Source organism: Candidatus Rokuibacteriota bacterium (assembly GCA_016188005.1).
Classification (GTDB): Bacteria; Methylomirabilota; Methylomirabilia; order Rokubacteriales; family CSP1-6; genus UBA12499.
On record JACPIQ010000085.1, the window covers coordinates 16,759 to 29,048 of the forward strand.

Annotated in this window: 12 protein-coding genes; 7 read left to right on the forward strand and 5 right to left on the reverse strand. The window is 70.5% G+C overall.

Going from position 1 to position 12,290, the window contains the following annotated elements; genetic code table 11:
• The first annotated feature begins 12 nt into the window (after positions 1-12).
• On the forward strand, positions 13-1,722 hold the full coding sequence (locus HYV93_16740) for an AMP-binding protein (GenBank protein ID MBI2527616.1): 1,710 nt from the start codon (positions 13-15) through the stop codon (positions 1,720-1,722).
• A 138-nt stretch (positions 1,723-1,860) separates the two neighbouring features.
• Here HYV93_16740 and HYV93_16745 read toward each other — a convergent pair whose 3' ends face one another.
• Positions 1,861-2,151: a hypothetical protein gene (locus HYV93_16745; protein ID MBI2527617.1), complete on the reverse strand. Its 291-nt coding sequence runs from the start codon at positions 2,149-2,151 to the stop codon at positions 1,861-1,863.
• A gap of 51 nt (positions 2,152-2,202) precedes the next feature.
• Positions 2,203-2,460 (reverse strand): hypothetical protein, encoded by a 258-nt coding sequence (locus tag HYV93_16750; protein MBI2527618.1) that lies wholly within the window; start codon positions 2,458-2,460, stop codon positions 2,203-2,205.
• Positions 2,461-2,678: 218 nt separating this feature from the next.
• On the opposite strand from HYV93_16750, the gene HYV93_16755 reads away from it, so the two are divergent.
• The 4 genes from HYV93_16755 (at position 2,679) to HYV93_16770 (ending at position 6,731) form a co-directional block, all read left to right on the forward strand.
• Positions 2,679-4,244: an acyl-CoA carboxylase subunit beta gene (locus HYV93_16755; GenBank protein MBI2527619.1), complete on the forward strand. Its 1,566-nt coding sequence runs from the start codon at positions 2,679-2,681 to the stop codon at positions 4,242-4,244.
• A 92-nt stretch (positions 4,245-4,336) separates the two neighbouring features.
• On the forward strand, positions 4,337-5,119 hold the full coding sequence (locus HYV93_16760) for an enoyl-CoA hydratase/isomerase family protein (protein ID MBI2527620.1): 783 nt from the start codon (positions 4,337-4,339) through the stop codon (positions 5,117-5,119).
• A 17-nt stretch (positions 5,120-5,136) separates the two neighbouring features.
• The gene (locus tag HYV93_16765; GenBank protein ID MBI2527621.1) at positions 5,137-6,309 is read left to right on the forward strand and encodes a thiolase; all 1,173 of its coding nucleotides are present in this window, start codon (positions 5,137-5,139) and stop codon (positions 6,307-6,309) included.
• Positions 6,306-6,731 (forward strand): Zn-ribbon domain-containing OB-fold protein, encoded by a 426-nt coding sequence (locus HYV93_16770; GenBank protein ID MBI2527622.1) that lies wholly within the window; start codon positions 6,306-6,308, stop codon positions 6,729-6,731. The genes HYV93_16765 and HYV93_16770 overlap by 4 nt, the downstream gene beginning before the upstream one ends.
• Positions 6,732-6,851: 120 nt before the next feature.
• Here the strand turns inward: HYV93_16770 and HYV93_16775 are convergent, their stop codons facing one another.
• Together HYV93_16775 and HYV93_16780 are read right to left on the reverse strand one after the other, a co-directional pair.
• A complete protein-coding gene (locus HYV93_16775) occupies positions 6,852-7,154 on the reverse strand; it encodes a metal-sulfur cluster assembly factor (GenBank protein ID MBI2527623.1) in 303 nt (100 codons plus the stop codon).
• A gap of 3 nt (positions 7,155-7,157) precedes the next feature.
• A complete protein-coding gene (locus HYV93_16780; GenBank protein ID MBI2527624.1) occupies positions 7,158-8,231 on the reverse strand; it encodes a hypothetical protein in 1,074 nt (357 codons plus the stop codon).
• Between the two features lie 470 nt (positions 8,232-8,701).
• On the opposite strand from HYV93_16780, the gene HYV93_16785 reads away from it, so the two are divergent.
• Both HYV93_16785 and HYV93_16790 read left to right on the forward strand, forming a co-directional pair.
• A complete protein-coding gene (locus HYV93_16785; protein MBI2527625.1) occupies positions 8,702-9,826 on the forward strand; it encodes an aminopeptidase P family protein in 1,125 nt (374 codons plus the stop codon).
• Positions 9,827-10,420: 594 nt separating this feature from the next.
• Positions 10,421-11,263: a PEP-CTERM sorting domain-containing protein gene (locus HYV93_16790; protein MBI2527626.1), complete on the forward strand. Its 843-nt coding sequence runs from the start codon at positions 10,421-10,423 to the stop codon at positions 11,261-11,263.
• A 441-nt stretch (positions 11,264-11,704) separates the two neighbouring features.
• Here the strand turns inward: HYV93_16790 and HYV93_16795 are convergent.
• Positions 11,705-12,290, reverse strand: a 586-nt coding sequence (locus HYV93_16795; protein MBI2527627.1) for an aminopeptidase P family protein, incomplete at its 5' end; no start/stop codon positions are given.

The window sequence follows — 12,290 nt, forward strand, 5'->3', positions numbered from 1 at the left end:
GGGGCCCAAGGCATGGCCGACTTCCCGCCGCTCACGCTCAGCTTTCCGGACCGGCGCCACTGGGTATTCCCGCGCGTGCTCGCCGAGCGCGCGCGGACTCACGGGGACCGCCCCTTCCTCGAGTTCCTGGGAGAGCCGGCGCTGAGCTACGGCGAGGTCGACCGGCTCGTCAACCGCTTCGCCCATGGGCTCGCGGCGCTCGGTGTCGGACGGGGCGACCGGGTCCTCGTCATGCTCCCCAACTGCGTGGAGTTCATGCTGGTCTGGTGGGCCATCAACCGGCTGGGCGCCATCGAGGTCTCGGTCAACAACGCCTACAAGGGTTATTTCCTCGAGCACGTCGTCACCAATTCCGGCGGCCGGCTCATCGTGGCCGAAGGGGAGTTCCTCGAGCGGCTGAAGTCCAGCGAGGACAGGCTCCCCGGCCTCGAGACCGTCGTCGTCCACGCGGCGCGGGGGGCAGGGGAGATGCCGTGGCCCCGCTTCAAGCGCCTCCGCGCGCTGCCGCTCGAGGCCGTCCCGGCCCGCCGCGACGACCCGCCGGAGGTGGAGCTGTCGCACCGCGACCTCAGCGCCATCATGTACACCTCCGGGACGACCGGGCCCTCCAAGGGCGTGATGCTGCCGCATGCGCACTGCTACGTGTTCGCCGAGGCGACGGCCAACCTCACGCGCCTGACGGCGGAGGATGCCTACTTCGTCGCCACGCCGCTCTACCACGGCAATGCCCCCATCATGCAGGTCTACCCGGCCATGCTGCGCGGCGGGCGGGCCGTGATCTGCCCACGCTTCAGCGCCAGCGAGTGGGTGGCGCAGATCCGCCTGTCCGGGGCCACGGTGACGAATCTCCTCGGGGTCATGATGGACTTCGTCTACCGCCAGCCCCCGCGCGCGGGCGACCGGGATCACCGCCTGCGCGTGGTCCTCGGCCAGCCGGCGCCGGCCGCCATCGTGGAGGACTTCAAGCGGCGCTTCGGGATCGGGAAGGTGCTCGAGTACTACGGCATGACCGAGATCGGCGTCGTGACCATGATGCCCTGGGACGATGTCCGGCCGGGCTCCTGCGGCAAGGCCGTCTCCGAGTGGTTCGACCTCCGCATCGCCGATGCCGAGACGGACGAGGAGCTGCCGGACGGCCAGGTGGGGGAGCTCCTGGTGCGGCCGAGAGTGCCCTGGGCCTTCAACCAGGGCTACTGGGAGATGCCCGACAAGACGCTCGAGGCCCTCCGGAACGTCTGGTACCACACGGGCGACGCGCTCAGGCGCGAAGCGGACGGGTACTACTACTTCGTCGACCGCATGCGGGATGTCATCCGCCGCCGCGCCGTCAACATCTCCTCGTACGACATCGAGTGCGTCGTCGCCGACCACCCGGATGTCGCCGAGAGCGCCGCCGTCGCCGTGCCGTCGGAGTTCGTCGGCGGCGAGGACGAGATCAAGCTCTGTCTCGTGCTGCGCGAGGGGGCCCGCCTGGTCCCGGAGGAGTTCCTGGCCTGGTGCGAGGAGCGGCTGCCCCACTTCGCCGTGCCGCGCTATCTCGTGGCGCTGCCGGAGTTCCCGCGGACCCCGAACAACAAGGTGCAGAAGTACCTCCTCCGACAGCCGGACGTCACGGGAGCCGCCTGGGACCGGGTCGCGGCGGGCTACCGGCTACAGGAGGAGGTCCGGAAGGCCGAGCGGAAGCGGCGCGAGTCTCAGGCTAAGTCTCAGGCTGCCTCCTGAGCCGGCCAGCGCCGCCCGGCGCGCCGCCGACGGCGCGCATGGCGCTCCTGGCGCGGCGCATCTTCGAGCGCTTCGGCGAGGGACAGGCGCTCCACCTCGGCGACCCGCAGGCCGGGATGGTGGCGTCGCCGCGGCGCCTCAGCCCGAGCGCGGCGCCTCCGGCGCTGGCCCGGGCCAGGGCAGTGCGTCCCCGGCGGCCCAGCGGTCAGGGACGACCTGGAAGGCCTCCACGAAGCGCTGCCAGCCCGAGGCGAAGGCGACGCACATGCCGAGGTCGAGGATCTGGTCGTCGGTGAAGTGCCGCCGGAGCTCGGCATGGAAGGCGCCGTCCACCGAGCGATGATCGCCCCAGAGCCTGTCGGCCAGCCTCAGCGCCATCTTCGTCCGCTCCGGCAGGTCGGAGGCCTCGTAGTCGGCGAGCTTCGCCACCTGCTCCTCCAGCGAGCCCCGGCCCACGGCCGAGGACGAGCGCGCCAGGCTTCAGTGGACGCAGCGGTTGTTCCAGGCCAGCTTGATCCGCACCAGCTCGAACAGCTCAGGCTCGATGCTCGAGCCGCCGCCGTAGATGTAACGGATGAAGCCCCAGGTGGCGTCCAGCAGCCCCGGCCGGCGGGCCATGGTGAGGAACAGGTTGTCGTCCTCGTAGGCGTTCCGGTACCAGCGCTCGAGGCGCCGGCGCAGCTCGTCGCTCAGCTCCTCGCGCGTCGCCTTGGGCAGGAGTCCGCGATCGTTCGCCACCGTGAGCCCTCCTGGCGGTGCTGCGGGTGCGCCGCTCGGCCGCAGTATGCCACACCCCCGGCCGGCGCGGGCCTCACACCTTACCTTGCCGGGGCCCTCCGCACCGGCTAGAATCGCCGTGGCACCGGCGGGCCCCGCATCCTGACGACGGCGCGTGCGTCCCCCCAACTCCCGACACGGAGAGGTCCAATGGCGTTTCTCGCTGAGGGAACCCGGTAATGAGCACCGACATCCCGAAGGCGGCCGACAGGCCGAAGGCCTCCCCCGCCGAGGAGCTGCGCCAGCGGACGGAGGTCGCCCGGCGCGGCGGCCACGAGAAGTACCACAAGAAGATGCACGACGAGGGCAAGCTCTTCGTGCGCGAGCGGCTCGAACGGCTGCTCGATCCGGGCACCATGGTCGAGGAGGGGCTCCTGGCCCGCTGCGTCGACGGCGACCTGGCGGCCGACGCCGTCGTCACCGTCAGCGGCACGATCGACGGCCGCCCGGTGGCCATCATGGCCAACGACATGACGGTCAAGGCGGGCGCCTGGGGCCGGCTCACCATCCAGAAGATCCAGCGCATCCAGGAGATCGCGCGGGATGCCGAGATCCCGATGCTCTATCTCGTGGACTCGGCAGGGGCGCGGCTCGACGAGCAGTTCGACATCTTCATCAACCGCAACCACGCGGGGCGCATCTTCCACAACCAGGTTCTCCTCTCCGGCGTGGTGCCGCAGATCTGCGTCCTCTTCGGTCCCTCCCCGGCGGGCTCGGCCTACATCCCGGCCTTCTGCGATCTCGTGATCATGGTGGACGGCCATGCCTCGGCCTATCTGGGCTCTCCCCGCATGTCGGAGATGGCCACGGGCGAGAAGGTCACCATGGAAGAGATGGGCGGAGCGCGCATGCACTGCAGCGTGAGCGGGCTCGGGGACGTGCTGGTGGCCAGCGAGGAGGAGGCCCTCGCCGTGCTCAAGCGGTACCTGTCCTACATGCCGCGCTCGTGGAGCGAGTTGCCGGCGTCCGCGGCCGCCCGCCGGCCCGCCGAGGGCAAGTCCATCGACGAGCTGGTCCCGCCGGAGCAGAACCGCGTCTTCGACATGCAGCGGGTCATCGACCGACTCGTGGACGAGGGCTCCTTCTTCGAGATCAAGCGCCTCTTCGCGCCCGAGCTGATCACGGGGCTGGCGCGTCTGGACGGCCGCGTCATCGGGGTCGTGGCCAATCAGCCCAAGGTCAAGGGCGGTGTGCTCTTCAGCGACTCCTCCGACAAGGGGGCCCGCTTCGTCTGGCTCTGCAACGCGTTCAACATCCCGCTGCTCTTCCTGGCGGATGTGCCGGGGTTCATGATCGGCAGTCAGGTGGAACGCCACGGCATCATCCGTCACGGGGCCAAGCTCCTCTTTGCCATCGCCGAGGCCACGGTGCCCAAACTCTCGGTCATCGTGCGCAAGGCCTATGGCGCCGGATACATGGCCATGAACGGGGGGTCGTTCCTGCCGGATGCCTGCATCGCGCTGCCGACGGCCCGGCTCGCCATCATGGGGCCGGAGGCCGCCATCAACGCCATCCACCTCAATACGATCATGTCGCTGGAGGGGGAGGCGCGGGAGGCCTTCATCAAGGAGAAGCGCCGGGAGTACGAGGAGCAGATCGACATCTACCGCATCGCCTCGGAGTTCTTCATCGACGCGGTGATCCCCGGCTCCGCGCTGCGCGATGAGCTCTGCCGCCGCTTCGAGACCTTCGCCCGGAAGCCCCGCCGGCCCGTCCGGCGCTGGAACGGCGTGATCCCGGGCTAGCCCCACCCGGGGTCAGGTCTTGCATTCCAACAGGACACTGAGCTGAAATGTCGGATTGCAAGACCTGACCCCAGAGGCAGAGGAGAAGGTGCATGGCTGAGCCGCAGGTGGTCCTGACCGTCGAGGGGCATATCGCCACGCTCACGCTGAACCGGCCCGAGGCGATGAACGCCATGGGCCATGACCTGGCGCGCGATCTCGAGGCCGCGCTGGATCGGCTGGAGGCCGCGCCTGACGTCCGCGCCGTGATCGCCACGGGCGCCGGCGACCGCGCCTTCTCGGTGGGCGGCGACATCAAGGAGCGCGGGGCCATGAGCCTGGAGGCGCGCTGGCAGCATGCGCTCCGGCTCGGCCGTTGCTTCGACCGCCTCGAGGTCCTCCCCGTGCCCGTCATCGCCGCCATCAACGGCTTCTGCTTCGGCGGCGGCATGGAGATGGCCGTTGCCTGCGACATCCGCATTGCCTCCGAGCGGGCCGAGGTCGGACTGCTCGAGGTCCGGCTCGGCGTCTTCCCCGGCGCCGGCGGCCCCGCGCGGCTGACGCGGCTCGTGGGCAAGGGGCGGGCCAAGCTCGTCCTCTACACGGGCCGGCGCTGGCCGGCCGCCGAGGCGCTCCGGATGGGGATGGTGGAGCAGGTGGTCGAGCCCGACCGCCTCATGGACGAGGCGCGGATGCTGGCGGCGGAGATCGCGCAGAACGGTCCCCTGGCCGTGAAAGCCCTGAAGCGGCTCGTGAACGCCTGCTACGAGGCCGATCTCACCTCCTCCCTGGAGCTGGCGCGGGCGCTGCGCCAGCCGCTGGACCACACGGCCGACATGCTCGAGGGCGTGCGCGCCTTCGAGGAGAAGCGGCCGCCCCGGTTCCAGGGACGGTAGCGGAGGCGGGCAGCGCGATGCGGAGCCTGAAAGGCCAGGTCGCGATCGTCGGGGTCGGCGAGACCCCCGTGGGAAAGGTTCCCGGCAAGAGCGCGCTCTGGTTCAACGCGGAAGCCACGCGCGTGGCGCTCCGCGACGCGGGCCTCGACAAGTCCCGGGTGGACGGCCTCCTCACCGGCACTTCCTTCGTCGCCCCCTTCCACCGGATGAGCGTGGCCGTGAGCGAGTACCTCGGCATCCAGCCCACCTTCTCGAACACGCTCGAGGTCTCGGGGGCGACGGCGGCCGCGTCCATCAGCCTGGCCGCCGCCGCCATCCACGCGGGGCTGGCCGAGGTGGTGGTCGTCTGCTGCGGCGACAACATGCTCTCGGGGATGACGCGCGATCTGGCCGTGAAGGCGCTGGTGTCGAGCCGCGATCCCCAGTACGAGGCGCCCTTCGGGCTCCTGGTCCCCACCACCTTCGCGCTCACCGCGCAGCGCCACATGCACGAGTACGGGACGACGCCCCAGCAGCTGGCGCAGGTGGCGGTCACGATGCGGGAGCACGCCCGCCGCACGCCCGGGGCGCAGATGACGGCGCCGATCACCGTGGCAGACGTGCTCGCCTCCAAGATGGTCACCACGCCGTATCACGTGCTCGACTGCTCCCTGGTCAGTGACGGCGGCGTGGCCTTCGTGCTCACGAGCGCCGAGCGCGCGCGGGACTTCAAGAAGCGCCCCGTGTACGTGCTGGGCGCAGGCGAGTCCTACACCCAGGAGCACATCTTCTGCGCCGAGTCGCTCACGACCACGGGGGCGCGCATCTCCGCCGAGCGCGCCTACCGCATGGCGGGCGTGGGCCCGTCCGACATGGACGTGGCGGGGATTTACGACTGCTTCACGGGCACCGTCGTCACCATGGTCGAGGACCTCGGCTTCTGCCCCAAGGGCGAGGGCGGCCCCTTCGTCGCCGATGGTCAGATCACCTTCGGCGGCCGGATCCCCACCAACACCCATGGGGGCCTGCTCTCCTACTGCCACCCGGGCATCCCGGGCGGTTTCTTCCACATCGCCGAGGTGGTGCGGCAGCTGCGAGGCGAGGCCCAGGGGCGGCAGGTGGAGGGCGCCCGGCTCGGGCTCGTCCACAGCCTGGGCGGGGGCTTCGCCACCAACGCGACCGTCATCCTCGGCACGGAGCGGAGCGCATGAGCGCCGGGAAGCCCCTGCCGCCCATCGACGACGACACGCGGGCCTGGTGGGAGGGACTCCACCGCGGCGTGCTGCTGCTCCAGCGCTGCCGCGGCTGCGGGCATGTCCAGGTCCATCAGCGCGCCATGTGCGGCCGCTGCCTGGGAGGCGACCTCGAGCACCGCGAGGCCTCGGGCGAGGGGACGATCTACTCCTTCAGCACCGTCTACCGCCCGCCGTCGCCCGAGTTCAAGGACGACGTGCCCTACACCGTGGTGCTGGTGGAGCTCGCCGAGGGTCCCCGGATGCTCAGCACCCTGGTGGATGCCCCGCCGGAGACGGTGAGGATAGGCCAGCCTGTCCGGATCGTCTATGACCGCCTGACGGACACGGTCACGCTGCCGCGCTTCCGCCCGCTGGCCGCCGGCGCCGTCCGGCCCTGAGCACGCTCCTCCCCAAGCCCATCCTCACGCCGGCCCTGATCGGCGCGGCCAGCCTCGCGGGTTGCCGCTGGGGCCCAGGGGTGAGCGCAGCGGGCCACTGTCCGCACTGCGGAACTCAGGCTAGCCCCACCCCAGGGACTTCTTGGCATCGGCACTCATCAGCTCGGGGCTCCAGGGCGGATCCCAGACGAATTCCACCCGGACCTGCTCGACAGCATCGAGCTTCCCGACGATTCGCTCCACCTCCTGAGCCAGATAGTCCCCGACCGGGCAGCCCGGCGAGGTCGTCGTCATCTTGATCCGCACGACGCCGGCCTCGATCCCCACGTCATAGACGAGCCCCAGGTTGACCACGTCCACGGGAATCTCCGGGTCGTAGACGTGCTTCAAGGCCTCCAGAACCGCTGCCGTCGTGGGCGCCATCGCTCAGGCCTCCGGCCCGAGCCTCACGGCCCGGGCGCTATTGACCAGGAAGAGGACAATCGCCAGCACATTGGCGAGGCCGCTCCATGCCGGCGCAAGCATCGGGAGGCCGAGGTCGCCCCCGACCCGGGCCAGCACCGAGAGGTGAAGCAGTGCCCAGTGAGCGTAGAACGCCCGGCGAAACGGCAGGGCGACGCCCAGCACGGACGGCAGGATGATCGGAGCGTGGCCAAAGATCATGGAGAAGACGAAGCCCAGGAAGATGGAATGGAGCATGGCATCGTAGAAGGGGCCGGCGATGAATCGATCGGCGAAGCCGAGCCACAGCAGGCCGCCGACCCCGAGCCAGCCATAGCCGGTGAGCATCGAGAGCGCCATGTAGCGCGGGAGCCCCGACTGGCGCAGCGTGCGCCAGGCGATATCGTTCCGGAGGAGCCACACGGCCAGCGCGAGCAGGCCGATGCCGCTCAGCCGGACGCCGAGTTCCGGGGCGGAGAGATCGCCCAGGAGGCCCAGGACGAACACTCCGCCTGCCGCGAGAAACCCCGCGCGACTCCACGCCCCGAGGCGCATCAAGCGCGAGAGCTCCAGGCGCTCTCCGGCGATGGTCAGGACCAGAAAGCCGATCCACCACGAGGCCACCCGATGGAGCGGGGCGCCCCAGTGCCAGACCAGCGTCCCCGCGAGCCAGCTCACGGCGCCCAGCCCCATCGCGGCCAGGTAGACCGTGGGTTGCTGGCGGTAGAGCGTGACGAAGATCGCGATCAGGAAGGCGCTCCCTGCTGCGGTGAGAGCGTGCCCCACGTGGACCGACAGCCCGATGATCCACGCGAGCCCCCCGAGCCCGGCCAGGAGCGGCGCCCCGTACGCCCAGCGGCGGCGGAGGGCGACGGCCCGCTCGAGCCCGATCACTGTCCCGAGAAAGCCGCTCACCATGAGGGGCCCGTGGCTCGGGGGCACGGTGGCAGTGAACGGCGGTAGGGCCCACCCGAGGCGGATCAGTCCCGCCCAGAGGGCCGCGAGGAGCGACAGCGCTCCCAGAACCATGAAGGGCATGCGCCGATGCGCGAACGCCATTACGTCTCCCGGATCTCCACTCGCCAGACCCCCGGCCCCTCCTCGAGATACCGCCACGCGACGATGCCCGCTCGTCCAGGATCTGTTCTGCGATCGGGAACAGGATACCGTAGCGCCCGCAGGAACACCGCGTGCTCGTGCCGGAGCTGGGCCGTGACCGCGGGCGCCTCGTGCGATGACGGCGGCCCGGCGCGCCGGATGATCTCTCGGCCGCGGGGCCGGTCCTCTCTCGATCCTCGCCCGCTTTCGGCAAGGCGGCCGCGTGGAAGAGCTGGCGACCCGCGCCGGAGGCCTGGGGCGGCTTCCCGGGGCAGCCGGCGCCCGGTGGGGCGGGCTCTCCCCAGTCGGCGGCCCGCGCCCCGCGGCCAAGCCCTTGATCCGGCAGACGCCGTCGTGGCACCGCGGTTGCTTGGTGAACCCGGGGGCCCGGGAGCACGGATCCATGCGCCCGGACCCGGGGGGGACATGTCATGGCTGCGCAATCCTTCGACTTCAGATCCCGCTGGGCCCGTGCGGCCTCCGTGATGGAGCGGCACGGGGTGGATGCCCTGTTCCTGATGAAGCCCGCCAACCTCGCCTATCTCACCGGCGACGGCCGGCCCTGCGCCCTGGGCCTCCTCACCCGCGCGGGCCGCTGCGTGGTGGCGGTGCCGGCCTCGGATCTTCCGAGCGTCCGCAGGGCGTCGGCGGCCACGGACATCCGGGCCTTCCGCAGCGAGGAGGAGATGTTCCACGGCTTCCGGGACGTGCTCGCCGAGCATGGGCTCTCGGAGGCGACCGTCGCGCTGGAGAAGAACTTCTTCGACGCGGCGCTCTACGAGGTGTTCACGGCGCATATCCTGCCGAAGGCGCGCGTGGTGCCTGCCGCTCCCATCCTGTCGCGGCTGCGCATGCTCAAGGAGGTCCCGGAGATCGAGTGCCTCCAGGCAGCGGCCGCTGTGGCGGACGCCGGGATGGCCGCCGCCGCGGGCGCGCTGCGTCCGGGGATGCGTGAGACGGACGTGGCAGGCGAGGCGGAACGCGCCATGCGCAAAGCCGGCGCCGAGGGATGGGCCTCACCCACCTACGTGGCCTCAGGCTGGCGCTCGGCCATGGCCCATGGTCCCGCCTCGCTGAAGCCCATCGAGGCCGGTGAGGCGGTGCAGGTGCATGTCGCGCCCGTCGCCCGCGGCTACACGGTGGATCTCTGCCGCACCATCCTGGTGGGGCAGGTGACGCAGGAGATGGCCGAGGCCATGGAGGCGTACCGCGACGCCCAGGAGCGCGGCATCGCGGCCGCAGTCCCCGAGGCGCCGCTCGTGGGCGTGGATGCGGCGATGGCCACGGCGCTCGGGCGCCGGGGACTCGAGGACGCCTTCCTGCGCCCGGTCTTCCACGGTGTGGGCATCGAGCACGAGGAGGCGCCCATTCCGGGAGGCCACGCGGTGATTCACGGCGAGGAGAAGGTCGAGCGGGTTGCGGCCGGCATGGTGCTGGCCATCGGCAACTGCGGGATCTACCGCGAGTCCTTCGGGGTCCGGCTGGAGGACACCGTGTGGGTATCCCAGCAGGGGCCGGTGCCCCTCACGCGGTATCCGAAGCTGCTGCGGGCATAGCCCTGCGAGCGGACTCAGGCGGGGAACCTTCGGGAGAGACGAAACCGTCGTACTAGTCAAGTAGGCAAGATTGGGGATCGACGCGGATAACTTCTTCGGGAATCGTGCGGGCGCATCGGCCGAGATGTCGGGCGGCCTTACGCTTTCACGGATCTGCCTGGTAGGTTCGCTGGGTGCGGGCTGGCGCATGGAGCTGGCCAAGTCACTGTTTTCTGGTGCTTGTCCCTGACTCCCGGATCGAGCACGAGGGCGCGCCGGGGGATCCCCGGCCGGTCTCGAGTCCTTCTCCGCTGCTTCACCCGGGCCTCGGTGTCGATGGACATGACAATCCCTTCGCGCGGACCTGTTCCGGGAGGTTCGCGGCCACACCCATCATTCTTGGCAAGCCCCTGCCATGATTGACGAAGATGACATCCGGCGGCAGCGTGGCACCTGTCTTGCGTGCCAGCTCCCTATGAGTGCCTGCATGGGCGGGTGCTCGGCCAAGGATGGCTCGGGCCCGGGGCCGAGCGCGTCGCGGGCCTGCTGGGAACGGGAGCAAAAAGGGGAGAGGTCATGAAGAGGATATCGAAGGGTGCGGTGGCCGCGCTCGCGCTGCTCGGCCTCCTGAGCCTGACAGCTGAGGCCGCGGTCGATGTCATCCCGCAGAGCGCGCTCATCCCGTCCACGACGTATTACACCGACGCAATCGGAGGCGGGATTGGCGCTGCCGTGGCATGGAACGGTGGCGTGCCGCGCTCGGCGGATCCGATCCGCAACGACGACGCCTTCAGGGGACCGATCCCGCTCGGGTTCTCCCTGTCCTTTTTCGGTAGCACCTATACCGAATTCTTCGCCAACAACAACGGCAATATCAGCTTCACCGGGGGCATCTCCGCCTTCACCCCGACCGGGCCCCAGGGGGCGAGCCAGCCGATCATCTCCCCGTTCTTCGCCGATGTCGACACCAGGAATGCCGCGAGCGGGCTCATGCATCTCCGCACCGACATCCCGAACGAGATCATCGTGACCTGGGATGCGGTCGGCTACTTCGGCTCGCATGCCGACAAGCTCGACTCCTTCCAGCTGATCGTGCGTGGACCCGACTTCGTCATCCCCCCCGGGGAAGGGTCCATCGGCTTCTGGTGGAAGGACATGCAGTGGGAGACGGGTGATGCCAGCGGCGGCACGGGCGGCTTCGGCGGCACCCCGGCGGCCGTCGGTTTCGGCGACGGCCTGAGCAATGGGAAGGTCCTGGAGGGGTCGATCGAGCCCCTGATCTCCTCGGTAGTGAGGAACCATCACATCTGGTTCGACCCGACCCTCACGCCTGTCTGCGGGGTGCCGGGAACGCCTCCATGCGGGGATGGCAGCGTTCCCGGGCCCGCGACGCTGATCCTGCTGGGTGCCGGGCTGGCCGGCCTGGGGGCGATCAAGCGGGTGTACCGCAGGACATAGACCCCGGCCGAGACGCAGCCGCACAGGAGGCCCTCTTCCCGTACCGGGCCGGAACGCGGGAAGGGGGTCCCCGTGTTTTCCCCTCCCATCGCCCGCCGTCGCCTCGCCATTCTCCCCCTCGCGGCCGGCTGGCCTCTGACCAGGGCCCCGATCCCCGTCGCGGCCCTCCCAGAAGGCGGGCGGAACCGCTACCAGCCCCTCGGCGCCGTCGGGGTATCGCGCACCGCACCACCCGGGTGGCGGGCGCCGGACCAGCGGCCTCGTGGCGAAGCGAGCCGGCAGCCCGGGGCCGCCCGCTCGACGCCCCGAGCTCGAGGCGAACCGCGCCTGGGTGAAGGCGCATCTCCCGGGGGAGAAGGCCGCGTCCCAGGGCCGCGTCGTCGATGTGCGGAGTTATCGGGCGACGTAGAGACGCACCGCCGCTCCGGTCCCCTTGCGGCCTCAGCCGGGTGTCACCACCGTCAGTTCGCGCGGCGAGCGGGTCAGGATCTCCACTCCCGCCGGCGTGAGGTGCACCGTGTCCTCCAGCTTGAGGGGCAGTCGGTACGGCTCCATCACGTGCAGTTCCAGGGTCACCACCATGCCGGCCTGCAGGGTCTCTGGGCCGTCACGCACCAGGAACGGCGGCTCGTTGAGTTCCAGGCCGACGCCGTGACCCACGAAGCGGGCCGCCGGCTGGGACTCGAAAGCCAGGAACGACGGCTCCAGGCCCAGCGCCGTCGCCCGCCCCAGCGCCAGGGAATAGACGTCGCCGACGGTCAGGCCCGGCGCCAGGTTGTCGAGGACGTGATCGGACACCTCGCGCAGCCGGCCGAAGAGCTCCAGGTCCCGCGCGCTGGCCCGGCCGATGGCATAGGTGCGGCTCTGGTCGGCATGGTAGCCCTCGACGCAGGTCGGGATATCGACGACGACGAGGTCCCCGGCCGCCATGATCCGGCGCGAGGCCCCGGCCGGCACGGCGGCGCTCAGTCCGGTGCCGGTGATGGTGTAGACCGCGCCGCTGGTCCGGCGCAGATTGGGGCCCGAG

Bases quoted from the DNA above. Each gene is read 5' to 3' on its own strand.
- HYV93_16775 (MBI2527623.1), bottom strand. From the start codon at position 7,154: ATGGCGCCCACGACGGCAGCGGTTCTGGAGGCCTTGAAGCACGTCTAC.
- HYV93_16780 (MBI2527624.1), bottom strand. From the start codon at position 8,231: ATGGCGTTCGCGCATCGGCGCATGCCCTTCATGGTTCTGGGAGCGCTG.
- HYV93_16755 (MBI2527619.1), top strand. From the start codon at position 2,679: ATGAGCACCGACATCCCGAAGGCGGCCGACAGGCCGAAGGCCTCCCCC.
- HYV93_16760 (MBI2527620.1), top strand. From the start codon at position 4,337: ATGGCTGAGCCGCAGGTGGTCCTGACCGTCGAGGGGCATATCGCCACG.
- HYV93_16770 (MBI2527622.1), top strand. From the start codon at position 6,306: ATGAGCGCCGGGAAGCCCCTGCCGCCCATCGACGACGACACGCGGGCC.
- HYV93_16740 (MBI2527616.1), top strand. From the start codon at position 13: ATGGCCGACTTCCCGCCGCTCACGCTCAGCTTTCCGGACCGGCGCCAC.
- HYV93_16765 (MBI2527621.1), top strand. From the start codon at position 5,137: ATGCGGAGCCTGAAAGGCCAGGTCGCGATCGTCGGGGTCGGCGAGACC.
- HYV93_16785 (MBI2527625.1), top strand. From the start codon at position 8,702: ATGGCTGCGCAATCCTTCGACTTCAGATCCCGCTGGGCCCGTGCGGCC.